Genomic DNA, 26236 nt, shown 5'->3' on the forward strand with positions numbered 1-26236 from the left:
GAGGGCGCGGGAATGCAGCCCCAGCGGAGGGGCAAGCCGGGAGGCCTGGATGAAATCCAGCGTCCAGGCATCTCGGGTTCTTCGAGGGACCCACCCAAGGGCCAGGCGGCCTTTCAAGGGTCAGGAAACCGCCGCTCTATCCAACTGAGCTACGGAACCGCGAGTGGGACGTGGTTTGTAGCAGGCACCCTGGCTCGCACCGTGAGCAGCTCAGGGAGTGAAGAGGAACCGCGAGGACTGCTTCACCCAGGCCCGTCGCGTCTCGAGCGAACCGAAGTCGAGCCGGATGAACGGATCGAACAGCCTCGGCATCATCGAGAGCAGCGACAGCGAGGACCAGAGCTGGGTCAACGCCAGCCGCAGCCCGCTCTCCGACAGGTGAGGTGTGACCGGGGCGAGCCGCGAGGCCAGCTCCCCAAGGAACGTGTTGAGGCGCTGGATGGCGGCGCCGTCGTAGCGCTGATGCACGAGCGCTTCGTGGAAGTGCGCATGCGCGATGCGCGGGTAGCGCGTCGTGTTGCTCACGATGTCCTCGAGCAGGGTCTCGAACGCCTCGCGAATGCCGAGCCCCTCGGCCCGGAGGCGGTCGAAATCCGCGAGGACGTTCCCGAACGCCTCCTCCAGCGTCCGCTCGAGCGCCTGCGCCAGCAGCTTCTCCTTACTCCGGAAGTAGTAGCTGATCGCCGCGCTGTTCACCTGCGCCTCGCGGGCGATCTCCCGGATGCCGGTGGCGTCCAGCCCGTCCCGCCCGATGCAGGTGATGGTCGCCGCGAGGATGCGCTCCCGGGTCTCCTGCTCCTTGCTACCCATCCCTTCAACCCCTTGAAATAACACGTGTTCACGCCGTGCATTTGACACCACGGCCCGATTCAATCTATCGATTCAATCAACCGATTGAATCCGGAGATTGAATCCTATGACTCACCCTGGTGGCAACAGTAGCGCAGGAAGGCTCACCCGACGAAGCGTGCTGGTGGGAGCGGGGTTGTTCGCGGGAGGAGCCGCGGCGGCGGTGGGCACGCGGAGGGCGCTGGAGCCAGCCTCGACGGACGTCATCGGCATCAACCCGCGAAGCGACGCCTGGTACGACCTGCGCATGTCCGGAGACGGGCTGATGGACAACCAGCTGCTGTGGTTCCTGGGCCACGCCGCGCACGGGCAGAGCGACGTGGGCGACGTGCTGGAGACGGCCCAACGCATCCAGCCCGGCGACGAGCGGAGCTGGTTCGAGGCGTGGCTCCAGACGGCGCGGCGGGTCCACGGCGTCGCCAGCACCGCCGAGTCGAAGGGCCACGCGCTGAGCGCGGGCCAGGCCTACGCGCGCGCCGCGAACTACTACCGAGCGGCGACGATGCACTACACCAACACGGCGGATCCGCGGCTGCTCGAGGTGACGCACAACGCCGTCACCACGTTCGAGAAGTCGAACGCGTTGCTCGGCTATCTGGCGCAGCCGCTCGACATCCCCTACGAGGGCACCACCCTCCCCGCCTACTTCCTCCGCTCGCCGTACGCGAAGCCGAGCGCCCCCATCCTCCTGCTCCACCAGGGCCTGCATGCCTGGCCGGAGGAGACGAAATGGGTCTGGGACGGCGCGCACAAGCGGGGCTACCACGTGCTCCTCTTCCACGGGCCGGGCCAGGGACGGGCGCTGCGCGAGAAGCGGTTGAGCTTCCGGCCCGATTGGGAGAAGGCGGTCAGCCCGGTGGTGGACGCGGCCGAGCGCATCAGCGGCGTGGACCCGCGCCGCATCCTGCTGATGGGTCTGTCGTTCGGAGGCGCGCTGGCCCCCCGGGCGGCTGCTTTCGAGCCGCGCATCGCCCTGTGCATCGCCAATCCGGGCGTCCTGAGCTGGTGGGAGTCCACGAGCGGGCACTTCAACCGCTTCCTCCCGGGCTCGCTCTCCCTGCTGAAGTCGCACCCGGAGCGGTTCGATCAGGCGATCCTCGGGCTGGCGGAGCGCTGGCCCACCGCGAAGTACTGGCTGCGCGACGTGTTCTGGAAGCATGGAGCCCGCACGCCCTCCGAGCTCTTCCGCAAGCTGGAGGAGTTCAACAATGAGTCCGTCGTCGACCGCATCCGCTGCCCGGTGCTCATCATGGAGGGGGAGGCGGAGGACGCGTCGCCCGGCCAGTCCCAGAAGCTCTACGACGCGCTGCGCGGGCCCAAGCACCTGATGACCTTCACCCGGGACGAGGCCGCGCCCCTCCACTGCCAGGCAGCATCCACGGCACTGGCGGAGCAGCGGCTGTTCGACTGGCTCGACGAGAACGTGTGAGACCGAGATGACCTCCCTGACCCTTCTCTCGGCCACCCTCGGCATCGTCCTCGCCACGGCTCCGCAAGAGGAGCGCGGACAGTTCAGCGTGGTCCCCTTCGTCCTGCCCGCGTACCAGCCGGAGACGAGCTTCCTGCTCGGCGGCGCGGCCTCGTTCGTGTACCAGCCCCCGGTGGCCAGCGGCCGCCGGGAGTCCCAGGTGCTGCTGAGCGCCGCCGCGAGCGTGCGCGGGCAGTTCACGCTGCTGTTGCAACCGGACGTGTACTTCCTGGACGACCGGCTCAACCTGACGGCCACCGCCAGTGTGGCGCGGTTTCCGGACCGCTTCTTCGGCATGGGCGCGAACACGCGGGCCGAGGACGTGGAGGAGTTCACGCCCATCTTCCTCGAGCTCGAGCTGAGCCCGAAGTGGCGTGTCGCGCCCCGGCTGTACCTCGGCCCCACGCTGCGTCACCAGTATGTGCGCATCACCCAGATGGAGGAGGACGGCGCCCTGCGCACCATGACGGGCGCCCATGGAGGGGGAACGCTCCAGCTCGGCCTCATGGCGCTCTATGACTCGCGAGACAACACCCTGAACCCCACGACGGGATTCCTGATGCGGCTCAACCTGCGCAGGGCCAGCGCGGACTGGGGCTCGGACTACACGTTCGACCTGCTCCGGTTGGACGCCCGGCGGTACATCACACTCCCATGGGGCCAGCGGCACGTGCTCGCGATGCAGGGCCTGGTGGAGTTGCGCCGCGGCGAGCCACCCTTCTACGACACGGGGCGGCTCGGGGGCATGGAGCTGGGCAGGGGGTACCTGGAGGGGCGCTTCCGCGAGCGCCAGCACCTCGCCGCACAGGTGGAGTACCGCGCGCCCCTCTTCTGGCGGCTGGGCGCAGTGGCCTTCGCCTCCGCGGCGACGGTGGCCCGGAGCCTGGGGGGCCCCGAGACCTGGGAGCTCAAGCCCGCGGGGGGCGTGGGACTGAGGCTCGCGCCCCTCGCCGACGTGCCGGTGAACATCCGGCTCGACGTGGCCTACGGCACGGAGCTGGGCTTCTACCTGAACGTGGGCGAGGCCTTCTGAGGCACATGTCCAGGCGCCGGTGCGTATAGGCAGGATAGAGGCCGTGTTGAGGGGGAGGGCAATCGTCAGAGAGTCCGTGCTGCAGGAGCTTGGACCGTCCGCAACCCATGAGTCACTTGCGGCCATCCGAGCGCAGGCCGCCATGCAGCCGCCGAAGTTCCGGTCTTGTGTGGCCTGTGGACATCGGATTGGCACCTTGACGTCACCGACTTGCGAGAGCTGCGGCTCCCGAGCGAGAAACGGATAGGGGCCCTGATGAGGCCTATGCCTAAGGGACCCTGAAACCCTGGATGCCAGGAGGTGGCCATGAGGCAGATGCTGTGGACGTGGAAGACGAAGCGCTTCCTGGGGGCAATGGCCGTACTGCTGCTCGCCGCCAGCACGGGCTGTGAAGAAGCCAGACCCAATACGCCCCCCACCGTCCTGGAGGGCACGCAGTCCGCCACCCAGGTGCAGGCCCTGGAGACGGTCACCCTTCGCGTGACGGCGCGGGATACCGAGAGCCGCTCGCTCCGCTTCTCCTGGGAAGCCAGCGCGGGCACGCTCGGCACCCGGAACGATACGGAGACCACCAGCGAGGTGACGTGGAGCGCCCCCGCCTGCTCCGGCCGCGGCACCGGCGACGTCACCCTCACCGTCACCGTCTCCGACGAGCAGGGTGGCTCCGACTCCAGGTCCTTCCCCCTCTCCATCCTTCGCTGCCGTGCCCTCTTCATCGCCAGTGGCGACACCCACTCCCTGGCCCGGCTCTCCGACGGCACCGTCTGGGCCTGGGGAAGCAACAACTCGGGCCAGCTCGGTGATGGGACAAGCACCGCCGCGCGCGCCACGCCTGCCCAGGTGTCCGGGCTGACGGGCGTCACCGCCCTGGCTGCCGGCTTCAGTCACTCGCTGGCCGTGCGCCAGGACGGCACCGTCTGGGCCTGGGGCAGCAACAGCTCGGGTCAGCTCGGCGACGGCACCACCACCTCGCGCTCCACCCCCGTCCAGGTACCTGGGCTGACAGACGTCACCGCCCTGGCCGCCGGCTCCTACCACTCGCTGGCCGTGCGCCAGGACGGCACCGTCTGGACCTGGGGCCTCAACAACTACGGCCAGCTCGGCGACGGAACCACCACCTCGCGCTCCACCCCCGTCCAGGTGCCTGGGCTGACGGACGTCACCGCCGTGGCCGCCGGCTTCGGCTTCTCCCTGGCCCGGCGCCAGGACGGCACCGTCTGGGCCTGGGGACTCAACGACTACGGCCAGCTCGGCGATGGGACCACCACCCAACGCTCCACTCCCGTGCAGGTGTCCGGGCTGACGGGGACCACCACCCTGGCCGCTGGCCTCACACACGCCCTGGCCCTGCGCAACGACGGCACCGTCTGGGGCTGGGGACAGGCCGGCCTGGTGGGTCAGCCCGGCAATGAGCCCACCCCTTGGGCGATTTCCACTCCCGTGCAGGTACCCGGGCTGACGGGCGCCACCGCCGTCGCCGCCGGCAGCTACCACTCCCTCGTCCTGCGCAATGACAGCACCGTCTGGGCCTGGGGGAACAACGACTTGGGTCAGCTCGGCGATGGGACCACCACCCCGCGCAACACTCCTGTCCAGGTGCCCGGACTGACCGGGGTCATCGCCATCGCCGCCGGCTCCAACCACTCCCTGACCCTGCTCGACGACGGCTCGGTCCGGACCTGCGGGGACAACGCCTTCGGGCAGCTCGGTGATGGGAAGACCACCCACCGCTTCACTCCCGTCCAGGTACACGGGCTGACGGGCGTCACCGCCATCCTCGCGGGCGACCGTCACACCCTGGCCCTGCGCAACGACGGTACCGTCTGGGCCTGGGGCAGCAACAGCTCGGGTCAGCTCGGAGATGGGACCACCACCCCCCGCCGCACCCCCGTCCAGGTGCCCGGGCTGTCCGGCATCACCGCCCTCGCCAGCAGCTGGAACCACACCCTGGCCCTGCGCAACGACGGCACCGTCTGGGCCTGGGGGAGCAACGACCACGGCCAGCTCGGCGACGGAACCACCACCCGGCGTTCCACCCCCGTCCAGGTGCCCGGGCTGTCCGGCATCACCGCCCTCTCCGCCAACGTGTCCCACTCCCTGGCCCTGCGCAACGACGGCACCGTCTGGGCCTGGGGCTTCAACTTCTCAGGGGAGCTCGGCGATGGAACCACCACCCAGCGCACCTCCCCTGTCCAGGTGTCCGGGCTGACGGATGTCACCGCCCTCTTCGCGGGCGTCGAGCACTCCATGGCCCTGCGCAACGACGGCACCATCTGGGCCTGGGGTGCCAACGGCGTTGGCCAGCTCGGCGATGGCTCCTCCACCCCGCGCACCACGCCTGCCCCGGTGTCCGGGCTGACCGGCATCACCGCCCTCCGCGTTGGCGGGGGCCACACCCTGGCCTTGCGCCAGGACGGCACCGTCTGGGCCTGGGGTTGGAACCAATACGGCCAGGTCGGCGACGGGACCACCACCCACCGCCGCACCCCCTTCCTCGTGCCCGAGCTGACGGGCATCACCGCCTTCTCCGCCGGCTTCAGCCACAGCCTGGCCCTCCGCGAGAACGGCACCCTCCTGGCCTGGGGTTACAACCTCTACGGCCAGCTGGGCGATGGGACCACCTCTCCCCGCCTCACCGCCACCCAGGTGTCCTCGCTGCCCGGCCTCACCGCTGTCGCCACGGGCTCCTCCCACTCCCTGGCCCTGCTCGGTGACGGCACCCTCCTGGCCTGGGGCAGCAACTCGAACGGCCAGCTCGGCAACGGGACCGAGGCCGCCAATCCAACCCCCGGGCCCGTCTCCCTCCCGTGAAGCCCCACGGCGCCGGGGAGGGCACGTCCAGACTCCCCTGGGAAAGGCGGGAAAGGTGTCAGAGGATTCGAGTCGGAGCCTGCCGCTATCGAGGGGGGCATCACCGCAACGAGCCGGCCGTCCTCCCGTACAAATCCTCTGACACCTTCTGCGGCGCGTACAAATCCTCTGACACCTTCTGCGGACACCTTCTGCGGGCTCAGCAACCGCCGACGTTGTGCAACTTACGCGACCGCTGATCCCAGAGCAGAAAGCGCCCGTCCTTCTCGCAGCACCCGATATAGAGGACATCACAGCGGTGCTTCTGCGCCCAGTTCACATCGACATCCTTGGGTGTCACCTCGGTGCAACCCAGCGTGCGGTCCGCGGGCAACGGTCCGCGGTTGCTCGGCTGGCTGCCCGGAAATGATTGCCACTTCAGACCGGACGGACTGCTCAGACCCACCCGGACCTCGGCCGCATCGTCGTACCTGAACCGACGGAGCTCGCGCGACAGGGTCTCCAATCGAGGGCCGGAAGGATTGGGTTCGGAGGTCAACCCCCGGGCGAGCTCCGACTGGGAACTCAGGCCTGGTAGCGCATAGTCCACGGTGCCGTCGCAATTGAAGTCGCCCTTGACTGCCTCCGGTCCTTCCGCGGATGGATCCAGGATACCGAGCGGGGTGAAGTCGGGGGCCGCCTTGCGGAGCGAGGCCTTCGCGTTGGCGGGAAGCGCGGAGAGAAAACGCTCTTGTGCCTTCACGGCGTCTACCCACTGGGCCCGGGCCTCTTCCTCGGAGGCGAACCCGATCGAGGCCCACCAGGGTTTCGCGCTGGGGGCGACCGCCTCCGGACGAGCCCCCGCATCGGCAATCACTGAGGGAGGCGCCCCCGCGTCAGGGAGTGCCTTTGCTTCCACGGCGGCTGGCGCCTCCGAAGACTTGCAACTGCTGACCAGAGGGCCCGCTACCATCAGCCAGGCGAACGGGGTCGTGCGGAGGGGATGGCTGCGTCGAGCTCGGATGGGCATGCCGCCCATTCTAGGTCATTGCTGCCCTCCTCTGGGTTGCTATGAATTCTCGCACCATGATCTCCAAGAGTTCCTCCTCATCCGACCTGCTGGTTCGCGCGCGACAAGCCCTTCGCGAGGAGCGGTTCGAAGAAGCCGCCGCCCTGGTAGAACAGGCCGCGGGAGCACTGGTGCTGCGTATAGGCAGGATAGAGGCCGTGTTGAGGGGGAGGGCTGGTGCAGAGGGGCCGAGGAGGGCCGCTGACGGGTGCCGGCCGAGCTGTGAGCCAGGCCGGAGCAAAAGCGGCGCAGCCCCTGGGGGTACACGCCGGCCGAGGCCGCCCACCCAGGAGGTGCGCGGTAGGGGCTCTTCTGGCTGGGGCGGCGTGAGCCTCAACACCACGAGGCCTGGGGTGGCCCTCGCGCCGGGGCCAGGCGCGCACCTGCCGTGGGCAGGCCCAGGTGCTTCAGAATCGCGCGCACGCCTCCCGCCTCCTTCATGTACGCCAACACCCGCCGCCTGCCTCCACACCTCACGCAGGCGAATACGTCGAAGTCGAATGTCCTCCTGAGCACCGCCGCCCAGTCCACTCCCGACGTCCTCTCCTTCATCGGCTCCTTGCTGGCCGCTGCCTCAGGCGCCACGCTCGCCCCCTCCTCTTCTGCTTGGGGGACCAGAAATGGCCGCAGGTGCGCGCCTGGAGCGAAGACGCCGTGAAACCTCGTGAGGTTTGCCCGAGGCGGAGGCACCAGGGACACCACACGCCGTAAGAATTCCAGCCCGGTGAAGAGCAGGTGCGTGGTGCCGTCCGGCAGCGGGCGCTTCATTCGGTAGGCGATGCGGCCGTCCTCCGCTCGTGACAAACGCTCCAGCGCCAGCGCACCGCGTGCCCCGTAGCGGCACAGCCGCTCCAGACCCTGCCTGTCGTTCGCATGAAGGTGCGTGTTGGCATGCAGGGAGAATCCCTCCAGGAAGGCGCACCGGGGCTGCTTTCTGGGAGGGGGCCGGGCGTCCATCTCCGTCCAGCGCAGCCGCTGCTGTAGCGAGTGTGCCTGCTAGGCCTGCTGCGCGTCCTCGGGCCCTTGGGCGGGGAGGGCCCCTCTTTTCTCCAGCAGGCGCAGCACCCGGTGACGCACCACCCGCAGCAGCCGCTCCACCTCTGCTTGCGTGGGCGGAGGCAATGGCTCGAAGCGCACGCCGTCCTCGCCTGGAGGCCGTGCTCCGGTTGATGCCTGTCCTGGTGGAGGAGGACACCGAATTCAAACACCGCGAGGTGCTCAGGGACACGGACTTCCTGCGCGAGCGCCTCTCCGCGCTTCCCCCGAAGAAGTTCGAGTCGATCTCCAGCGCCGACAAATACACGGTGACCGTGCAGTTGGCTGCCTGGGACAGGGAGTTGGGGCGGCATTAGTACTTCTTCTCCAAGACGCTGCTCAACATGGACGTCTACCAGCAGCTGGACACCCAGGTCGCCACCAAGAACCTGGGCACCGAGTGGTTGAGCTCGGGCGCCTATTACCGCCTGGCGACGAGCACCTATGGAAACGTCGTCTTCGGCAATCCCCAGGTGCAGACCATCCGGAGCTACGGCCAGCGTACGCCCCATGCCCTCATCGCGACGCCGCAGCAGAACCCGAACGTCTGGATTGTCGGCTGGGAGGACCAGAACGCGGGCGGCAACCGCACCTTCAACGACTCGGTCATCCTCATCAAAAAGGTGCCGCCGTCCCCGTAGGCCCGGTCCCGTCGGCGCGCGAGTGCCTCGGCGCGCTGAAGCACCGCGGTAAGTGGGGGCCGTGGCGCTTCGCGACCCAGCGTTGCGTCACGGCCGACGGAAATTGGACCTCGGTCCGCGATAACGGTGGCATAGTCCCTTCCCCTTCACCGAGGTCACCATGATTCGCTCCACGAAGAAGGCAGCCCAGGTCCTGCTCGCGGTCGCCGCGGGCTTCGTCGTGTCGTTCGGTGCCACCCAGGCCGTTCCGGGCGCGCAGCAGGTGCCGCTCGATATCAGCTGCAACGACTACTGCGTGCCGCAGTGCGTGGAAGCCGGCTTCGCGTATGGCTTCTGCCAGGCCGGCAGGGTGTGCGCCTGCTACAACTGAGGACGCGGCTCTGAGCGCGGGGCTGGCCAGCCAGCCCCGCGGCTCGTGCATCAACCCAGCAGCTTGAACGTTTCGCGAGCAATCACCAGCCGCTGCACCTCGCTGGTGCCCTCGTAGATGGTCTGCACGCGGGCGTCGCGGAAGTACCGCTCGACGGGGAACTCGTCGATGTAGCCGTAGCCGCCGTGCAGCAGCTCCGCCGCCTCCAACTGCGTCTTCATGTCCGCCATCATGAAGCGCGGGCCCTGGAAGTCGCCGATGGACTGACCGAAGGCCTTGCGGTCCTTCGAGTACGCCACCGCCGCGTCCAGCGCCGCCCGGCCCACGCCGCACGCCTGCGAGGCGATGCCGATGCGGCCGCCGTCCAGCGCCGTCATCGCTAGCCGGAAGCCCTGCCCCTCCTGGCCCAGGAGGTTCTCCGCCGGAATCACGCAGTCCTCGAACGTCAGCGACACCGTGTTCGAGGCGCGCAGCCCCATCTTGTCCTCGTGCTTCCCGATGATGAGGCCCTTCGTCCCGCCCTCCACGATGAAGCAGGACAGGCCCTTGTTGCCCGTCGGGGACGTGCGCGCCCACACCACCATGACGCCGGCGTACGCGCCGGACGTAATCCACTGCTTGCTGCCGTTGAGGACGTACGTGTCGCCGCGCTTCACCGCCGAGGTGAGCATCGCGCCCGGGTCCGAGCCCGCGTGCGGCTCGGACAGCGCGAAGGAGCCGGCAATGGCCTCACCGGACGTCAGCCGCGTGACGAACTTCTCGCGCTGCGCGTCCGTGCCGAAGGCGTGGATGAGCTCCGCGCACATGTTCGTCACGGCCATGTGGGGCGTATAGGCGGGAGAGAGGCCATGTAGAGGGAGAGGGCTGGAGCGCAGGAGCCGAGGAGGGCCGCTGACGGGGCCGCCCGAGCAGTACGCCAGGCGGGTGGAGAAGCCGCGCAGCCCCTTGGGATACACGTCGGCCCAGGCCGCCTTCCCATGAGGTGCGCGGCAGGGGACTGGCTCTCTTGGCTGGGGCGGCTTGAGCCTCAATACCACGCGGTCTGGGGGGGCCCTCGCGCCGGGGCCAGCCCCGCACCTGCCGTGGCCAGGCCCAGGTGCTCTAGAATCGCTCGCACTCCACCCCCTCCCTTCACGTACGCCAGCACCCGACGCCTGCCTCCACACCTCACGCAGACGAACACGTCTAAGTCGAACGTCCTCTTGAGCAACTCTGCCCAGTCCACTCGCGGCGACTTCTCCTTCATCGGCTCCTTCCTGGCCGCTACCTCAAGCCTCGCGCTTGCCTCCTCCTCACCTGCTTGAGGGAGCGCGACACGCATGGAGAGATCGTCCGCTGGTTCGGCACCAACACCAACGTGGATGAGCAGCGCCGCCAGGCCACCGCGCTCAAGGAGGCCGTCGAGGCGCGCGACATCTTTCTCTCGGTCGCGAGCCACGAGCTCAAGACGCCGCTCACGCCCATGGCGATCCGCCTCCAAGGGCTCGCGCGCACTCTCGACAAACAGGCCGACTCACCTTTCGTGCAACAAGTGCGCGCGTACACCGAAAGCGCGAAGCGGCAGATCGACAAGCTCGCCGCGCTGGTCAACGACTTGCTCGACGTGTCGCGGATCTCCTCCGGGCGGTTCCGGATGGAGCTGGAGCCGACAGATCTGGCGGTGCTCGCTCGGGACGTGGTGACGCGCTTCGAGCCGGAGGCGCAGCGCGCGGGCTCATCGCTGGAACTGCACGCGCCGCCCTCCCTGACCGCTCGCTCCGCGAAGCTGCGTGTCGAGCAGGTGTTCACCAACCTCGTCGACAACGCGATCAAGTATGGCGCCGGCGCGCCGCTCTCGGTGACGCTCGAGCGAATGTTGTTCCCGGTGAACGCGCTTTCGAGATAGTACCGGATTGCCACACCCACCTTCACGCTGCCAACGAGCTGCGTGAGCCTGTTCAACCGGAAGAGGCAGCAATGCAATCACAGGTGCGCAGGAGTGTACGGGCATGGTCTCCCATGCCACTTTTCGCAGCGTTCGCGGTCTGCTCCCTTGTCGTAGGCTGCTCGACATCGTCGGCGCCGTCGACGCCGGAGCTCGAGGTTGTGCGCGCGGGCGCGGTCATTCAAGACGCCAATTTCGCCGACTCCGTCTTCGTCAACGGCCTCCAGGGGCCGACCACCATGACCTTCGCGCCCGACGGGCGCCTGTTCGTCTCGGAGAAGAACGGCTCGCTGCGCATCGTCGAGAACGGCCAGCTTCTGCCGACTCCGTTCGTGGCGCTCACCGTGGACGATGACAACGAGCGCGGGCTGATGGGCATCGCGTTCGATCCCAACTTCCCCCATAACCATTACCTGTATGTTTATTACACGGCAGACGACGGCACCATTCACAATCGCCTGAGCCGCTTCACCGCCAACGGCAATGTGGCGGTGCCCGGGAGCGAGCTGGTGCTCGCCGACTTTCCGACGCTCGACGCCGCCAACCACAACGGCGGCGCGGTTCACTTCGGACTCGACGGCAAGCTCTACGTCTCGGTCGGCGAAAACGCGGTCTCCTCCAACTCGCAGAGCCTGAACACGCCGCTCGGCAAGCTGCTGCGCTTCAACCCGGACGGCACCATCCCCACCGACAATCCGTTCTACGCGACCGCCACGGGGCTCGCCAAGGCGACCTGGGCGCTGGGTCTGCGCAATCCCTTCACCTTCGCCGTTCAGCCCGGCACGGGGACCCTGTTCATCAACGACGTGGGCGAAGGCGGCTGGGAGGAGATCAACCGCGGCCAGGCCGGTGCCAACTACGGCTGGCCGTTCACGGAAGGTTATTTCACGAATCGCCCGGAGCTCACGCAGCCGTTCTTCGCGTACCCGCATGGCACCGGTACGGCCGCCGGTAACTGCATTGCAGGCGGTGCCTTCTACAACCCACCGACCTCGGCGTTTCCCGGCGCATACTACGGCCAGTACTTCTTCGCGGATTACACCAACAACTGGATCAGGCGCATCGACCCCAACTCCGGCGCGAATTCGCTGTTCGCGACGGACATCGCGGGGCCTGTGGATCTCGACGTGGGGCCCGACGGCGCGCTCTACTATCTGGCGCGCGGTTCGGGCCAGGTGGGTCGCATCGCCTACACGGCGTCGCTGCCGCCGAGCATCGCTCAGCAGCCAGCGAACGCGCTGGTGTCGGTCGGCTATCCGGCGACCTTCACGGTCTCGGCGAGCGGAGAGCCGCCGCTCACCTATCAATGGCAGCGGGGCGGCGTGAACATCGCCGGTGCGACGTCGCCGAGCTACGTGCTGAACTCCGCGCAGCTCGCCGACAGTGGCGCGCGCTTCCGCGTGGTCGTGACCAACGGGCTTGGCTCGACCACCAGCGCCGAGGCGGTGCTGACGGTGACGTCCAACAAGCCGCCGGTGGCCACGATCGTGACACCGGGCGCGAGCGCGACCTACACCGCGGCCACCAACCTGACGTTCTCCGGCTCGGCCAGCGACCAGGAGGATGGCTCGCTGCCGCCGAGCGCGATGACCTGGAGCATCGTCTTCCACCACGATACCCACACGCACCCAGCCATGCCCGATACCACTGGCATCGCGAGCGGGAGCTGGCTGATCCCGAACGTCGGCGAGAGCTCGTCCAACGTCTGGTATCGCGTGTGGCTCACGGTGCGCGACTCGATCGGCCTCACCCACACGACGTATCGCGACGTCTATCCGGTCACGGTGCCGATCACGGTGCACACCGTGCCGTTCGGGCTGCAGGTGCTGATGGACGGGCAGCCGTTCACGGCGCCGCACAACACGGTCGGCGTGGTCGGCGTCATCCGCTCGGTGGGCGTCGACTCACCGCAGTACGCGAACGGAAAATTCTGGGCGTTCTCGTCGTGGTCGGACGGCGGCGCGCAATCGCATACCTTCACCACGCCTGGCAGCTCGGCCACATTTACGGCCACCTTCGTCGAGACCTCGGGCGGGAGCTGCTACCAGATTCAAAGCGAGCGCACGGACAAGTGGCTCACCGTCAACACCGCGGGCAAGGTCGTCGCCGGCAGCACGACGCAAGCCGGGGGGCAGATCTTCCAGCTCGTTCCGACCGGCACCCGGTACAAGCTCAAGGGCTCGGGCAGCGCGTTCCTGGCGGTGGTGTCAAACCAGCTCACGATGAGCGCAAACTTCTCCAGCGCGGAGTCGTTCACGCAGCTTCCCTGCGGCTATGGCGGGCGCACGCGTGTCGGCTTCCAGGCCTCGTCGGGAAGCGCGCCCCACTGGAAGGAAGCCACGCCGGGCGAGCCGATCCAGAGCGGTGACGGCGGCAATGGCGGCGCCTGCAACGCGGCCGATGGCGGCGCTTGGGAGGGCTTCTACCTCGAACCGGTGGCCTGCCCGGGGAGCAGCACCGGCCCGGTGTGCGGCAACGGCACCGTCGAGGGCAGCGAGCAGTGCGACGACGGCAACACCAGCTCGGGCGATGGCTGCAATGCGACGTGCACCATCGAGGCCGGCAGCAGCGCGGGCTGCTTCCGCATCCAGAGCGAGCGCACCGACAATTGGCTCACCGTCGACGGCACGGGCAAGGTGGCCGCCCTCAGCACGACGCAGACCGGTGGCGAGGTCTTCGAGCTCGTCACGAGCGGCACGCAATACAAGCTCCGAGGCGCGAGCGGCGCGTACCTGGCGGTGGTCGCGAACCAGCTCACCGTGAACGCCACGCTTGGCACGGCGGAGCCGTTCACGCGCCACGCCTGCGGCGTCTACGGCGGCCGCAATCGCTATGGCTTCGAATCGTCGACGGGCACCGCGCGCAACTGGAAGGAGGTCACCCCCGGCGCTCCCATCCAGAGCGGAAGTGGCGGCAACGGGGGCGTCTGCAATGCCACCGACGGTGGATCGTGGGAAGCCTTCTACCTCGAGCCCGCGACCTGCCCCGGAGCGAAGAGGTAGGTCCCCCACCCCGTAGACCCAGGGAAGTGGAGCGCCCAGACGGGCCGGAAGCCCCAGCGGCTTCCGGCCCGGTGAGACTCCACACAGGGGCTCCTGGCTTACCAGTCGAACGTCCTCTTGAGCAACTCTGCCCAGTCCACTCGCGGCGACTTCTCCTTCATCGGCTCCTTCCTGGCCGCTACCTCAAGCCTCGCGCTTGCCTCCTCCTCACCTGCTTGAGGGACCAGAAATGGCCGCAGTTTGGCGCCTGGAGCGAAGACGCCGTGGAACCTCGTGAGGTTTGCCCGAGGCGGAGGCACCAGGGATGCCAACACCAGAAGCCCAGGCGCTGTACCGGGGTAGGGCCAGTCTGGTGGAGAACGTCAACGCACAGCTCAAGCAGCACTACGGCCTGGAGAAGCTGGTGGTGCGCGGGCTGGACAAGGTGACGAGCGTGGCCGTGCTCACGGCTCTGGCGCACAACCTGCTTGTCCACGGCTCCACTCTCGTGAACCTGCTGGGCTGACAACTACCACGGACCCGCCGCGACCTCCGCCGGGCCCACGTCCCATCACGCTCCTATGCGCCCTATCCGGTCCGGGTGTCGGCCGACGAGGGCCGCGCTGCGCCCTCATCTGGCCTTCCTCCTCGATAATTTATCGACTGCTCTTCAGCGCTCGACTGGGGCTGGTACAAGCAGAGCTGGGTCCGGTGGAAGCACAAGGAGATTGGCAATCCCTACACGGAGCCCTCCTCCTCGGACCAGCCGCGCGTGATAGCGGAGACCCTGGACGCTCAGTTGACCTGGCTCGACGGCTTCCTATGAACGACCGGTGGGCTCCCACGGAGCTCCGCCCAGCCCGCTCTGGGAGTGTGCCGCCCCTGGCTGCGGAGCTGCCCGCTCAATCCTGCCGCGGGCAGGCGGCTGCCGAGGGCGTCGTCCAAGCCCTGCCGAGCGCGGCGACGGCGAGCCGGTAGGCCGCGTCCTGCTCGACGCGGCGTTCGCCCACCGCGGGCTGCACGAAGCAGTGTGGCATCGCGCCATGATGGGCGAGGGGCTCGGGCCAGACGAAGCGGAAGGCGAGCAACGGGATGCCGATCTCCATTCCCGAATGGGGCAGCGCCAGGTCCCATTTGTAGCCGCTGGTGTTGCCGCCATGCGTACCCCCCACTTCCTCGCCGACGAAGAGTCCGCGGTCGGTCGCGCGCAGCATCGAGGCGAGCTCGGCGCCACCCGAAAAGGTATAGCCGTCGGCCAGCACCACCAGCCTCCCCGTGAAGACCGGCGCGACTGGTTGCCAATGGGTCATGAGCCCCTCGGGTGGGGCATTCAGCCGGAACAGGTCGCCCCCCGGGCCCTGGCGGACAGTGGGCAGTTCCTCGGCATCGTAGATGTCGTGCTCGAACACCTTGCCCGACAGGCTGGTCACCCGAAGCTTGTTCGGGCGCGAGCGCACCGAGGCATATTTCTGCATCGGCGCGGGAACGAGATACGAGAAGAGGATGCTCTCGTTCGGCTCGGAGCCGCCGCCATTGTCGCGAAGGTCGAGGATGAGGTTGCGCACGTTGCGGGCTTGGAGCGCATCGAAGATCGCCTGGAGGGTCGCGCGGTAATCGGCGCCGGCCGCGCGATAGCGCCGATTGCTGAATGTTGGGACATAGAGATAGGCAGTGTCGGCGTCGATCCATTGCAACGTTGCGACCGGGTTGGGATCGGGCGGCGGCGCGGGACGTGCGGAGACCGGGACGGAGGAGAGGCGACGGCGCACGGCCCTGCCGTCCGGGAGCCGCAGCCGCAAGTCGAACGCCGGCTCGTTGCCTCGCATCCACCAGCGCGTGACGGCATAGCCGCGGCCAGCACGATCGCGCATCACGCCGGTGCGGATGTCTCCGTCATGGGCGCTCGCCCGCATCATCTCGTCGAGCAGTGCGCGCTGCTCCTCTCCGTTGATGGCGAGCAGGCGAGTGCCAGCGGGGATGTCGGCCGCGGCGCCATGGCCGGCGACCACGAACACGCCGTCGTCCCGCCACAACAGGTCGAGCGGGAAGAGGCGTGCGTCCTCGCGGTGGCGGCAATTCATCGCGTCGCTGCGCGCGACCGACAGATGGCCCTCGCCGATGCCTCCGAGCAGTGGGCGGAGCGCACGAAACAGCTCCTCGTCCGAACGGGCGCGGGCGGCCTCGGCGCGCGCCTGGGCCTTGCGGCGTTCCCAGTCCTGGCGAGTCTGTCGCCAGTAGAGGTCCGGCATCGCGGTCTCTACCGTGGAAATGGCGAGCTCCAGATCCTCGCGAGCCTGGAGCGGCGTGAGGCTGCCGGACGGGCATGAGGAAACGGCGAGTCGCAAGGCCAGCACGGCGGAGACGAGCATCGCCCTCCTGCTAATGCAGGGCCGTGACGATCGCCAGGGGCATCACTCCCATCTCAGCTCCAGGGTGTGTCTGGCGGCCGTGGCGTGGATCTTCAAGCCGGGCTACCGGCGAAGACCCAGGCGCCACGGCCCCTGGCTGCGCTCGTCTCAGGGAGTGACGGTGACGAGCGTGCCCGCCCTGGCGTTGTTGTCCTCGAACAGCTCGACCATTCCGTTCTGCGGATCCACCACGGCCCCCACGTAGTACGCTCCCGTGTTGGGCACGTACGCCGGGCCCACCACCGACAGCAGCTGGCACTGGCCCGCGCTCAGCGTCGCCGTGGAGTTGTAGCCCAGGAAGGCATCCGGCGAGGGGCCCATGGGGCCGTTCGGAGTGATGGTGGTGTCCGCCGACAGGTAGACTTCCACCACCGTGCTCCCAGCCTGCGTGCCCTGGTTGCACACCGTCACCGAGGCCGTGAGCGACTGGCCCTGCTTCACGGTGCTCGCGCTCGACACCGCCGAGACGAAGAAGTCCGGCTTGTTGCCAATGCCGATGCGGTTGCCCGCCTTGGCGTTGTTGTCCTCGATGAGCTCCGCCAGCGAGTTCTGCCCATCCACCACCGCGCCCAGGTAGTAGGTGCCGTCCGCGGGCACGTACGCCGAGCCCTGCACCGTCAGCGCCTTGCACTGCCCCGCGGTGAGGTACTGCGGAGCGGCACTGCCCAGGAAGCTATCCGGCGAAGGCCCCGTGGGCCCGTTGGGCGTGATGGTGGTATCCGCCGAGAGGTAGACTTCCACCGACGTGGTGCCCGCCTGAGTGCCCTGGTTGCACACCGTCACCGAGGCGGTGAGCTGCTGGCCCGGCAGGGCGCTGGCCGGCCCCGTCACCGCTGACACCACGAAGTCCGGCTTGTTACCGATGCCCAGGCGGGTGCCCGCCTTGGTGTTGTTGTCCTCGATCAACTCGGCCACGGAGCTCTGAGGATCCGCCACCGCGCCCAGGTAGTAGGCGCCGTCCGCGGGCACGTACGCCGAGCCCTGCACCGTCAGCGTCTGGCACTGGCCGGCGCTCAGGTACGTCGAAGAGGCGGAGCCCACGAAGGAGTCAGGCGAAGGCCCCGTGGGCCCATTGGGAGTGATGGTGGTGTCCGCCGAGAGGTAGACCTCCACCGGCGCGCTGCCCCCCACGGTACCCTGGTTGCACACCGTCACCGAGGCGGTGAGCTGCTGGCCCGGCAGGGCGCTGGCCGGCCCCGTCACCGCCGAGACGATGAAGTCCGGCTTGCGGCCGATGCCCATGCGGGTGCCTGCCCGGGTGTTGTTGTCCTCGAGCAGCTCGGCCACGTCGCTGTACGGGTCCGCGACGGCGCCCAGGTAGTAGGCGCCCTCGGTGGGCACGGACGGCGAGCCCTGCAGCGTCAGCGTCTGACACTGGCTCGGGTTGAGGTACTGCGAATAGACAGAGCCCACGAAGGAGTCAGGCGAAGGCCCCATCGGCCCGTTGGGGGTGATGGTGGTGTCCGCCGAGAGGTACACCTCCACGCCGGTGCTGCCACCCTGAGTGCCCTGGTTGCACACCGTCACCGAGGCGGTGAACTGCTGCCCGGGGCTGCTCGACACGAAGCTGGCCGGCCCCGTCACCGCCGAGACGATGAAGTCCGGCTTGTTGCCGATGCCCATGCGGGTGCCCGCCTTGGTGTTGTTGCTCTCGATCAGCTCGGCCACGGAGTTCTGCGGATCCGCCACCGCCCCCAGGTAGAAGCCGCCCTCGGTGGGCACGTACGCCGAGCCCTGCACCGCCAGCGTCTGGCACTGCCCTGCGTTGAGGTACGGCGAGGAGACATAGCCCACGTAGGAGTCCGGCGAAGGCCCCGTGGGCCCGCTGGGCGTGATGGTGGTGTCCGCCGAGAGGTACACCTCCACGCTGGTGCTGCCCCCTTGCGTACCCTGGTTGCACACCGTCACCGAGGCAGTGAACTGCTGCCCGGACGGGGCGCTGGCAGGCCCCGTCACCGCCGAGACGATGAAGTCCGGCTTGTTGCCAATGCCCAGGCGGGTGCCCGCCTTGGTGTTGTTGTCCTCGATCAACTCGGCCACGGAGCTCTGAGGATCCGCCACCGCGCCCAGGTAGTAGGCGCCGTCCGCGGGCACGTACGCCGAGCCCTGCACCGTCAGCGTCTGGCACTGGCCGGCGCTCAGGTACGTCGAAGAGGCGGAGCCCACGAAGGAGTCAGGCGAAGGCCCCGTGGGCCCATTGGGAGTGATGGTGGTGTCCGCCGAGAGGTAGACCTCCACCGGCGCGCTGCCCCCCACGGTACCCTGGTTGCACACCGTCACCGAGGCGGTGAGCTGCTGGCCCGGCAGGGCGCTGGCCGGCCCCGTCACCGCCGAGACGATGAAGTCCGGCTTGCGGCCGATGCCCATGCGGGTGCCTGCCCGGGTGTTGTTGTCCTCGAGCAGCTCGGCCACGTCGCTGTACGGGTCCGCGACGGCGCCCAGGTAGTAGGCGCCCTCGGTGGGCACGGACGGCGAGCCCTGCAGCGTCAGCGTCTGACACTGGCTCGGGTTGAGGTACTGCGAATAGACAGAGCCCACGAAGGAGTCAGGCGAAGGCCCCATCGGCCCGTTGGGGGTGATGGTGGTGTCCGCCGAGAGGTACACCTCCACGCCGGTGCTGCCACCCTGAGTGCCCTGGTTGCACACCGTCACCGAGGCGGTGAACTGCTGCCCGGGGCTGCTCGACACGAAGCTGGCCGGCCCCGTCACCGCCGAGACGATGAAGTCCGGCTTGTTGCCGATGCCCATGCGGGTGCCCGCCTTGGCGTTGTTGTTCTCCAGTACCTCCACCACGGAGTTCTGCGGATCCGCCACCGCGCCCAGGTAGTAGCCACCCTCGGTGGGCACGTACGCCGAGCCCTGCACCGCCAGCGTCTGGCACTGGCCGGGGTTGAAGTACTGGGAGGAGACAGAGCCCACGTAGGAATCCGGCGAAGGCCCGGTGGAACCCATGGGAGTGATGGTGGTGTCCGTCGAGAGGTACACCTCCACGCCGGTGCTGCCCCCTTGCGTACCCTGGTTGCACACCGTCACCGAGGCAGTGAGCTGCTGCCCGGGCATGGCGCTGGCGGGCCCCGTCACCGAGGACACCACGAAGTCCGGACCGGATACGACAGCCTGGCTCGTGGTACCGCGCTCAACTGCCGTGCTGCTGTCCGCCGAGCCCTCGCACCCCGCCGCCGCCAGCAACGCCACCGCTCCCAGAAGGCTTCCGACCCTGCTGGTCCTTCGATTCATGCGCCACCCCAGGTGAAATCAGTCAGTCCGGCCTACCGCGCAATTCACGCGAAGGGCGAAATAACAACTCGGGCGATGAAGGGACAAGCAAAATTGCCGCAACTTTCCTCTCTCAGAGTATGAAAAAGCCACCTCTGCCTACTTGGAACGAGGGAGAGGTGGCTCTTCGCAGCAGGGAGCGGCGTATAGGCAGGATAAAGGCCGTGTTGAGGGGAGGGCTGGTGCAGAGGGGCCGCTGAGGGCCGCTGACGGGTGCCCCCCGGGCTATGCGGCAGGCCGGTGCGGAGAGAGTGCAGCCTCCTGGAGGCACACGCCGGCCCAAGGGGCCCCGCCTCCTGGAAGGACGCAGCAGGGGCGTGGGCTTGTGGGGCAGCGCGACTGCTTGGGGCTCAACACCACGCCAGCTGCGCTGGCCCCTGCGCCGGGGCCAGCTGAGCAGGCCACGAGGGCAGCCCCAAGTGCTCCAGAATGGCGCGCACCCCACCAGGAGCCGTCAGGTACGCCAGCACCCGCCGCCTGCCCCCACACCTCTGGCAAGTGAAGACGTCCACCAGCAGTGTGGCCAGGTTGTCCCTCACCGCCTCGTACAGCACCGTCCCCTCCGGCTGCCTCCGCCGGTACGCCCACCCGCGCTCCTCCACCTGCCCCTCCCCAGCTACACCTCGCCAGGGCACACGCTACCGTCCGCTTCCCACGGGCCTGTGTGGAGCCCCTGCCTGCTTGTGGGGTTCGGGGCCTACGAGAGCAGAAGGCGCAGGAGGGTCGCGGCCCGCGCTGGGTTGCCTCCTTCCAGGGCCGCCAGGGCCGCCGCGACGTGCCTTGCTACATTGCTACAGCAGACCCGCGCTGAAGCGCTCTCAACACAGCCCGGCATGGGGTAGGGGACGGCGTAAGCGGCTGGAACTCCTACGAAAACCGCTCTCGACCGTTCTGGAGCGCTCTGGCCGGAAGCCTCGGGACGCGGGTTCGATTCCCGCCGCCTCCACTGGAAGTAAAGAGCCCCGGGCGCCATCAGGCGACCCGGGGTTTTCTTTTTCCGCTGAAGCCGCCAGCCGCAGCCGGACGAGCTGGTAAGCGCTCGTGGCGCTGGACCTGAAGCTTCGCCACCTCGGCGCAGAGGGCCTCCCACGGGACGAGGGTGTAGAGGTCGATGGTGTTGCCGCTCTTGCTCCTTCACCCGCCGCTTGTAGGAGTGGTGATCCGTCCGCTGAGATCACAGGCGCACAAAGTGCGCGGGTCTCAGTCTACGGACTCACTTCGAGTTTGAATCTTTGACCCCGACCCATTCGAGAGCTTCCTCGTTTTCGCCGAAAGTGCGCATCTCAATGGCCTTGCCGTTTCGGAACGTGAAGACATCCATGATAGGCGATGGAAAAATGGCAGCGTGAGGCACCGCGAGCCTGGAGAACGCCAAAAGCGTTCGGAGGGACGCGGGCGGGAGTTTTTCGTAGCGACTTGCGCGGAGAAAAACGGACCGCATAAGGCTCGACGGCTCCCTGGCGTACGCGCAGCAGAAGGGCGACACGCTGAAGGCGGTGGTGGAGAGACTGGGAGTGTCGGAGCCGACGTTGCAGGCGTGGTCGAGCGCGGAGGGGTGATTGCGGAGGAGCCCGAGGGCGCCCTCCTCGAGCCATCCTATGGCGTTGCCATCAACGTCGGAATCGATGCGAAGCTCCGCGGATCATGCGCGACGACGATGGTCATCTCCGGATGTCGCGCCGATATCGCGGCCATATGCGCGAGGTTCTCACGAACGAGCTGAGGCTCGACGTCCGCGAGGCGCTGCGTGAGAGGTCGCTCCTCCTGCTCGGTGACGCCCTCCAGCTGCCAGGCGAGGTCTCCGATGAAGGCATAACGCTTGTTGTCCGGAAGCGTCACGAAGACAATCACAGAGCCTGGCGTATGGCCGGGCGCCGGGACGATCACCACCGCGCCATCTCCGTAGACATCATGGCTCTCCGCGAAGCCGAGATAGGGATGCGCTTCAAACCGATACTCTTCGATTTGAAGCGATTTGATAGTTCTTGCCGGGGCCGTCGTGAAGTTTTCACTTTGGGCGAAGCTTCGTTCCGCGGGAGGTATCCAGACAGGTACCTCGGGAAAATCCGCGGCGCCGCTGATGTGATCCCAGTGGGAGTGGGTCAAAAGGATCGCACGCAGCCGGGTCAGGTCATACCCGCTCGATTGGAGCTGCTCCCTCGCGGTCTTGTCCAGCGTATACCGGGTCAGGAGTTGAAAGACGAGCGGCAGCGTCGCGAGGTGCTGTGCGATGTCCCGGCCGAACCCTGTGTCGATCAAGAGATCGCCCTTGGGGTGCTTGATCAGGATCGCGGTCATGGAAAACCCTCGCGGCTCGAAGAGAGAGCCACCGCGATACCCAAAGGACGCGCTGCGATAGGTGGCGCCGGTCGGAAGCTGGGCGATCGACATCTCGGAAGGCGCGGAAGCCGGCGGGAGAGCGCCGATATCGAAGTTCTTTGATACAGAGAATGGCGACGCACGATAGGTAGACAAGAGCCCCAGCGGCAGCAGATAAAGCGTGAGCGAGAGCGCACGCAGGGGGCGAGAGAACGAGCGCAGAAAAGAAGAGCCAGCGGCGCAGGCAATGCCAATCAGGGCGCCAGGCAATACCAGCCATGAGGTCGGTCCGTGAGCGCTCAAGAACAGGATCCACACCGCGAGCAGGACCGGCGCGACGCACGCAAGGAGCAATTTCATGGGGGACCGCCTGGGAGTTCGGTGCACACGCAGAGGAGATGCGCTGCTCTCGCGAGCGCTCGAGAGGCCGTCCACCTGGAGCGCGGGTTTGAAGACATCGATCACCTCCAGGGAACAACCTTATTCCTGTAGCCCACGTGGGCATAGGAAAAATGGGAGGAAGCCTGGGGGCGTCAGAAGGCGTAGCGTACCCGGCAGTAGGGCATGCGCCGGGCCAGGAGTTGCTTGAACTCCGAGACGAGCCGGCCCTTCAACCCGGTGCGGTAGCGCACGTTGGTGCCGCCGCCCTGGGACACCTTGGCCTCCTGGGTCTCCGGTGTCCACAGCAGCTCCTCGGCCCGGGGGTGCCACTCTTGGCAAGCCCCTGGTACCAGGGCTGGTGCTGCTGGACATTGTGACAGCCGTGACGACACTCGACCTGCAACAACGCAACGTGTTGGAGCACCTCGCCGAACGCCTCCGCGCATCGGCGAGGGCTGCCTCCTGCCTTCCCTCCTCCCATTCACGACCAGAGCTCAGGCTGCGCTCTCTGCCTGAGCCGGTGAACGGTTACTCGATCGCCATCAGCGCGTGCACGCGATGTTCGGGGCTCTTGAGGCCGGCTGGTCCCGTTACCTCGATCTCCGCCCAGTCCACCGTGCCGGTGAAGCGGTTGTTCCCTTCGAAGTCCTCGCACAAGGGGCCGCCAGTCTTGTTGCCGACCATCAGGAAGGCGTCCACGTTGAAGACAACCGGATTGGTCTTTGGGATGACGCCCTGGCCGAGTTGGACCTCGCTCGCCCCGTCTTTTCGGAAGAGTTTCACCGTGCCGCCCTGGCCGGTCTCCTCGCCGCCGTCGTACGTGAACTCCATGCGGACCTGGTACGTGCCCGACGGCAGCAAGGTCGCGTTATCATCCTGACGGACGTAGAAGATCTCGAGCCCCAGGTAGTTGTAGACGTAAGTGAGAATTCCATTTTTGGCATAGAGGCCAAAGCCGCCAAAATCGTTGCCACGGGCGAGGATCACGCCTTGCACTGGCCCAGATAGATCGGCCGGCACTGTGATCTGTGCGGTGATATTGAAAGAGCGGTTGAAGTTGTCGATCACGACCGGGTCGGCAACGAAACTACCGTCGACGTACCTTTGGCGGAGGGCGCCCTCCGCGGGGGGCAGGCGCTCTATCTTTCGGTCGTCGAGGGGGAAGACGTTGTAACGGGCCGCCTCGATCTGAAAAAGGTTCTTCAGCTCCTCTAGCTTGTCGGGGTATTCTGCGGCGAGGTTTTTTGCCTGGGTCCAGTCCTGCTTATTCAAGTCCTCCGACTTCTCGGCATACGTGAAGTAGAGCTCCCACTTATCGTCTGCGTAGTCCGGTAGGTTGTAGAAGTCCCAGGGCCTCGAGTGGAGGGTGACGGCAGTCCAGCCTTCATGGTAGATGCCACGATTGCCAAACATCTCGAAGTACTGGGTCCTGTGGCGCTCAACCGCGTTGGGGTCCTTGAACGTGTAGAAGAAGCTCAGACCCTCGATGGGTTTCTGCAGCACTCCGTCGACGCTTAACGGCTCCGGCAGCCCGATCGCTTCGAGGACCGTCGGAAGCACATCGGTCACGTAAATGAACTGGTGTCGCAGGTTGGCGGGTCCCGCAATGACCTTTGGCCAATGGACGATCATGCCGTTGCGCGTGCCTCCGAAGTGGCTGGCGACTTGCTTGGTCCACTGATACGGCGTGCACATGGCCTGGGCCCAGCCGACGGCGTAGTGATTATACGCTTTCTTGGTGCCGAAATCTTCTATGTGATTATTGATGATATCTATCTGTTCCTGCGGCGTCATCTCGATGCCGTTGAAGCCGATCATCTCGTTGAAAGTGCCGAGAAACGTGCCTTCGGCGGACGCTCCGTTGTCGCCGAGGATGTAGATGATGAGCGTGTTCTCGAAGATATCGAGGGTCTTGAGCGTCTGGATCACCCTGCCGATCTGGTAGTCGGTATGTTCGAGGAAGCCGGCGTAAATTTCCATCTCGCGCTTCAGGGAATCTTGGACCTCGGGCGCCATTGTTTCCCAGGCTGGAACACCATCGTTGGGAGGTGTCAGTTGCGCGGACCTCGGGATGACTTGTATGTTTCTTTGGCGCTCGAACGTGGCCGCGCGCAGGGCGTCCCAGCCTTCGTTGAATTTCCCTCTGTACTTGTTACTCCACTCTTCCGGGACCTGGTGGGGGGCATGGGTCGCGCCTGGAGCGAAATACATGAAGAAGGGCTTGTCCGGCGCAAGGGACTTCTGAGTCTCAATCCACTTGATGGCCTGATCGGCCAAATCCGTGGTCAGGTGGTAGTTCCCACGTTCTGGCATTTCGATGTAAGTCGTTCCATCGTAGAGCGTAGGGTAGTACTGGTTGGTTTCGCCACCCACAAAGCCATAGAACTTCTCGAACCCCATGTAGGTGGGCCAGTGGTCGAAGGGCCCCGTGGTGCCAGTTTCCCAGGTGGGCACCTCGTGGCACTTACCGAACTGAGCCGTCGAGTAGCCGTTGTACCTGAGTATCTTGGCGATCGAGGCGGCGCTGTTGGGGATCACCGAGGTGGCGCCGGGCGCCGAGGTCGCCATCTCGGTGATGCAACCCATGCCGACGGAGTGGGGGTTGCGGCCAGTCAGTAAGGCGGCGCGCGTCGGACTGCACAGGGCTGACGTATGGAAACGGGTGTACTTGATGCCCCCCGCGGCGAGCTCCTTGGCTGTCGGAGTCTCGATGGGCCCCCCGAAGGTTTCAGAGGCGCCGAACCCCACATCGTCGATCAGGATGACGATGACGTTGGGGGCGCCCTCGGGCGGGCGGATCGGTAAGAGGGGAGGGAATTCAGGCTGCGGGTCCGCGGCATTGTACTTCGTCGGGCCGACATAGGGACGGTCGGGGATCGGCAAGATTTCGCGTTTGGGAAGGTCTCGATCCAACGGCATTGATGACTCCTGTTCGTGGCGGCACCCAAGTATCGTGGGGCACCAGTGGGGCACTCAAGAGAGCTGAATTCCTGTGCAAACGTCAAGAAGATATTTGGGCTCTACACTTGGTTTATAGCGTCTCAGCAAAGGCTCGCATTCACGTGCCGGAGTGGGCCTGCCCCTGTTTTGTGGCTCTCCCGCAGTTTGTGTAATCGACGCACTCACGCGGCGAGCAGCACGCTCAAAAAGCTTGAGTTCTGGAGTGCTGCCTTCTCAGGAGACCGAGCGGCGCCTTCTTCTGCTAGGGTCTGATTTGTTATACCAAGCCCTGGTCTCGAGCAGAGGGCAGAGCGCTCATGCCTGCGGGTTCGATGCAACCTTCAGAGAGGCTTTGCGCTCAGGGCACGTACACTTCCGTCGTGGCAGGTGGGCGGGTGCCATCTTCGCCACCCACGACGAGAACCCTGCCTGAGGGAAGCAGCGTCGCGGTGTGGCGGGAGCGGCCTTCGACCATGGAGCCAGCCACAGACCAGCTGTTGGTGTCTGGATCATACAGCTCAGAGGAAGAGGGATCGGTGAGCGATTGCCCCCTGAGACGAGCACATTACCCGAGGGGAGCCGCGTGATGGTGTGATGGTAGCGGCCCATGGCCATGTCACCGGCGTAATACCAGGCGTCGGTAGCTGGATCGTACACCTCCGCAGGCGAGAAGGGAGAGCGGTAGGTTTTTCATGCGAAGTGGCCCTGGGTTCATGGTGGGGAAAGGCCCAGACGGCCAGCAGCCAGAGGAG

General features: G+C 66.8%; 20 protein-coding genes, 1 tRNA gene and 1 pseudogene. 11 read left to right on the forward strand and 11 right to left on the reverse strand.

Going from position 1 to position 26236, the window contains the following annotated elements:
* Nucleotides 1–210: 210 nt before the first annotated feature.
* Nucleotides 211–810: a TetR/AcrR family transcriptional regulator gene (locus JRI60_RS14000; RefSeq protein WP_204226338.1), complete on the reverse strand. Its 600-nt coding sequence runs from the start codon at nucleotides 808–810 to the stop codon at nucleotides 211–213.
* Between the two features lie 175 nt (nucleotides 811–985).
* On the opposite strand from JRI60_RS14000, the gene JRI60_RS14005 reads away from it, so the two are divergent.
* The 3 genes from JRI60_RS14005 to JRI60_RS14015 all read left to right on the forward strand — a co-directional run bounded on the left by JRI60_RS14005 (nucleotide 986) and on the right by JRI60_RS14015 (nucleotide 6161).
* Nucleotides 986–2278, forward strand: a complete 1293-nt coding sequence (locus JRI60_RS14005) for an alpha/beta hydrolase family protein (protein WP_239470509.1) — start codon at nucleotides 986–988, stop codon at nucleotides 2276–2278.
* Between the two features lie 7 nt (nucleotides 2279–2285).
* Nucleotides 2286–3350 (forward strand): BamA/TamA family outer membrane protein, encoded by a 1065-nt coding sequence (locus JRI60_RS14010; RefSeq protein ID WP_204226340.1) that lies wholly within the window; start codon nucleotides 2286–2288, stop codon nucleotides 3348–3350.
* A 306-nt stretch (nucleotides 3351–3656) separates the two neighbouring features.
* Complete coding sequence (locus tag JRI60_RS14015) at nucleotides 3657–6161, forward strand: RCC1 repeat-containing protein (RefSeq protein ID WP_275439236.1); 2505 nt, start codon at nucleotides 3657–3659, stop codon at nucleotides 6159–6161.
* A gap of 199 nt (nucleotides 6162–6360) precedes the next feature.
* Here JRI60_RS14015 and JRI60_RS14020 read toward each other — a convergent pair whose 3' ends face one another.
* The 3 genes from JRI60_RS14020 to JRI60_RS53315 form a co-directional block, all read right to left on the reverse strand.
* Complete coding sequence (locus JRI60_RS14020; RefSeq protein ID WP_204226341.1) at nucleotides 6361–7017, reverse strand: hypothetical protein; 657 nt, start codon at nucleotides 7015–7017, stop codon at nucleotides 6361–6363.
* 525 nt (nucleotides 7018–7542) lie between these two features.
* Entirely contained in the window at nucleotides 7543–8166 is a 624-nt protein-coding gene (locus JRI60_RS53310; protein WP_239470510.1) for a transposase, read from the reverse strand.
* A gap of 39 nt (nucleotides 8167–8205) precedes the next feature.
* On the reverse strand, nucleotides 8206–8346 hold the full coding sequence (locus tag JRI60_RS53315) for a hypothetical protein (protein ID WP_239470511.1): 141 nt from the start codon (nucleotides 8344–8346) through the stop codon (nucleotides 8206–8208).
* 32 nt (nucleotides 8347–8378) lie between these two features.
* Between JRI60_RS53315 and JRI60_RS14035 the strand changes: the two genes are divergently transcribed.
* The 3 genes from JRI60_RS14035 (at nucleotide 8379) to JRI60_RS14045 (ending at nucleotide 9255) form a co-directional block, all read left to right on the forward strand.
* Complete coding sequence (locus tag JRI60_RS14035; protein ID WP_204226342.1) at nucleotides 8379–8561, forward strand: hypothetical protein; 183 nt, start codon at nucleotides 8379–8381, stop codon at nucleotides 8559–8561.
* A gap of 27 nt (nucleotides 8562–8588) precedes the next feature.
* Nucleotides 8589–8885: a hypothetical protein gene (locus JRI60_RS14040; RefSeq protein WP_204226343.1), complete on the forward strand. Its 297-nt coding sequence runs from the start codon at nucleotides 8589–8591 to the stop codon at nucleotides 8883–8885.
* A gap of 160 nt (nucleotides 8886–9045) precedes the next feature.
* Nucleotides 9046–9255: a hypothetical protein gene (locus JRI60_RS14045; protein WP_204226344.1), complete on the forward strand. Its 210-nt coding sequence runs from the start codon at nucleotides 9046–9048 to the stop codon at nucleotides 9253–9255.
* Between the two features lie 50 nt (nucleotides 9256–9305).
* On the opposite strand, the pseudogene JRI60_RS14050 reads toward JRI60_RS14045, so the two are convergent.
* A pseudogene (locus JRI60_RS14050) lies at nucleotides 9306–10076 on the reverse strand (acyl-CoA dehydrogenase family protein); the annotation flags it as partial.
* A 479-nt stretch (nucleotides 10077–10555) separates the two neighbouring features.
* On the opposite strand from JRI60_RS14050, the gene JRI60_RS14055 reads away from it, so the two are divergent.
* The 3 genes from JRI60_RS14055 to JRI60_RS14065 all read left to right on the forward strand — a co-directional run bounded on the left by JRI60_RS14055 (nucleotide 10556) and on the right by JRI60_RS14065 (nucleotide 14686).
* Complete coding sequence (locus tag JRI60_RS14055) at nucleotides 10556–11140, forward strand: sensor histidine kinase (protein WP_204226346.1); 585 nt, start codon at nucleotides 10556–10558, stop codon at nucleotides 11138–11140.
* A gap of 113 nt (nucleotides 11141–11253) precedes the next feature.
* Nucleotides 11254–14181 carry a PQQ-dependent sugar dehydrogenase gene (locus JRI60_RS14060; protein WP_239470512.1) on the forward strand — a complete coding sequence of 976 codons (2928 nt, stop codon included), beginning with the start codon at nucleotides 11254–11256 and terminating at the stop codon, nucleotides 14179–14181.
* Nucleotides 14182–14485: 304 nt separating this feature from the next.
* Nucleotides 14486–14686 carry a transposase gene (locus tag JRI60_RS14065; RefSeq protein WP_204226348.1) on the forward strand — a complete coding sequence of 67 codons (201 nt, stop codon included), beginning with the start codon at nucleotides 14486–14488 and terminating at the stop codon, nucleotides 14684–14686.
* 376 nt (nucleotides 14687–15062) lie between these two features.
* Here the strand turns inward: JRI60_RS14065 and JRI60_RS14070 are convergent, their stop codons facing one another.
* The 3 genes from JRI60_RS14070 to JRI60_RS14085 all read right to left on the reverse strand — a co-directional run bounded on the left by JRI60_RS14070 (nucleotide 15063) and on the right by JRI60_RS14085 (nucleotide 20446).
* Complete coding sequence (locus JRI60_RS14070) at nucleotides 15063–16529, reverse strand: S41 family peptidase (RefSeq protein ID WP_204226349.1); 1467 nt, start codon at nucleotides 16527–16529, stop codon at nucleotides 15063–15065.
* Between the two features lie 147 nt (nucleotides 16530–16676).
* Nucleotides 16677–19805, reverse strand: a complete 3129-nt coding sequence (locus JRI60_RS14075; protein ID WP_239470513.1) for a CARDB domain-containing protein — start codon at nucleotides 19803–19805, stop codon at nucleotides 16677–16679.
* Between the two features lie 389 nt (nucleotides 19806–20194).
* Nucleotides 20195–20446, reverse strand: a complete 252-nt coding sequence (locus tag JRI60_RS14085) for a hypothetical protein (protein ID WP_239470514.1) — start codon at nucleotides 20444–20446, stop codon at nucleotides 20195–20197.
* Between the two features lie 241 nt (nucleotides 20447–20687).
* Between JRI60_RS14085 and JRI60_RS14090 the strand changes: the two genes are divergently transcribed.
* Together JRI60_RS14090 and JRI60_RS55110 are read left to right on the forward strand one after the other, a co-directional pair.
* Nucleotides 20688–20790: transfer RNA gene (locus JRI60_RS14090), tRNA-OTHER, on the forward strand.
* A gap of 511 nt (nucleotides 20791–21301) precedes the next feature.
* Complete coding sequence (locus JRI60_RS55110) at nucleotides 21302–21403, forward strand: hypothetical protein (RefSeq protein WP_430384405.1); 102 nt, start codon at nucleotides 21302–21304, stop codon at nucleotides 21401–21403.
* Between the two features lie 37 nt (nucleotides 21404–21440).
* Here the strand turns inward: JRI60_RS55110 and JRI60_RS53325 are convergent, their stop codons facing one another.
* From JRI60_RS53325 to JRI60_RS14105, 3 genes are all read right to left on the reverse strand, one after another.
* Nucleotides 21441–22523 (reverse strand): MBL fold metallo-hydrolase, encoded by a 1083-nt coding sequence (locus JRI60_RS53325; protein ID WP_239470515.1) that lies wholly within the window; start codon nucleotides 22521–22523, stop codon nucleotides 21441–21443.
* A gap of 173 nt (nucleotides 22524–22696) precedes the next feature.
* Nucleotides 22697–22819, reverse strand: coding sequence for a hypothetical protein (locus tag JRI60_RS54485; protein WP_275439238.1), 123 nt, complete (start codon nucleotides 22817–22819; stop codon nucleotides 22697–22699).
* A gap of 253 nt (nucleotides 22820–23072) precedes the next feature.
* Nucleotides 23073–25463 (reverse strand): arylsulfatase, encoded by a 2391-nt coding sequence (locus JRI60_RS14105; protein WP_204226350.1) that lies wholly within the window; start codon nucleotides 25461–25463, stop codon nucleotides 23073–23075.
* Nucleotides 25464–26236: the final 773 nt, after the last annotated feature.

This window comes from Archangium violaceum, assembly GCF_016887565.1.
Taxonomy (GTDB): Bacteria; Myxococcota; Myxococcia; order Myxococcales; family Myxococcaceae; genus Archangium; species Archangium violaceum_B.

Bases quoted from the DNA above. Each gene is read 5' to 3' on its own strand.
- JRI60_RS14035 (WP_204226342.1), top strand. From the start codon at position 8,379: ATGCCTGTCCTGGTGGAGGAGGACACCGAATTCAAACACCGCGAGGTG.
- JRI60_RS14015 (WP_275439236.1), top strand. From the start codon at position 3,657: ATGAGGCAGATGCTGTGGACGTGGAAGACGAAGCGCTTCCTGGGGGCA.
- JRI60_RS14070 (WP_204226349.1), bottom strand. From the start codon at position 16,529: ATGCTCGTCTCCGCCGTGCTGGCCTTGCGACTCGCCGTTTCCTCATGC.
- JRI60_RS53310 (WP_239470510.1), bottom strand. From the start codon at position 8,166: ATGGACGCCCGGCCCCCTCCCAGAAAGCAGCCCCGGTGCGCCTTCCTG.
- JRI60_RS14000 (WP_204226338.1), bottom strand. From the start codon at position 810: ATGGGTAGCAAGGAGCAGGAGACCCGGGAGCGCATCCTCGCGGCGACC.
- JRI60_RS14010 (WP_204226340.1), top strand. From the start codon at position 2,286: ATGACCTCCCTGACCCTTCTCTCGGCCACCCTCGGCATCGTCCTCGCC.
- JRI60_RS14045 (WP_204226344.1), top strand. From the start codon at position 9,046: ATGATTCGCTCCACGAAGAAGGCAGCCCAGGTCCTGCTCGCGGTCGCC.
- JRI60_RS14040 (WP_204226343.1), top strand. From the start codon at position 8,589: ATGGACGTCTACCAGCAGCTGGACACCCAGGTCGCCACCAAGAACCTG.
- JRI60_RS14075 (WP_239470513.1), bottom strand. From the start codon at position 19,805: ATGAATCGAAGGACCAGCAGGGTCGGAAGCCTTCTGGGAGCGGTGGCG.
- JRI60_RS14060 (WP_239470512.1), top strand. From the start codon at position 11,254: ATGCCACTTTTCGCAGCGTTCGCGGTCTGCTCCCTTGTCGTAGGCTGC.
- JRI60_RS14065 (WP_204226348.1), top strand. From the start codon at position 14,486: ATGCCAACACCAGAAGCCCAGGCGCTGTACCGGGGTAGGGCCAGTCTG.
- JRI60_RS53325 (WP_239470515.1), bottom strand. From the start codon at position 22,523: ATGAAATTGCTCCTTGCGTGCGTCGCGCCGGTCCTGCTCGCGGTGTGG.
- JRI60_RS14105 (WP_204226350.1), bottom strand. From the start codon at position 25,463: ATGCCGTTGGATCGAGACCTTCCCAAACGCGAAATCTTGCCGATCCCC.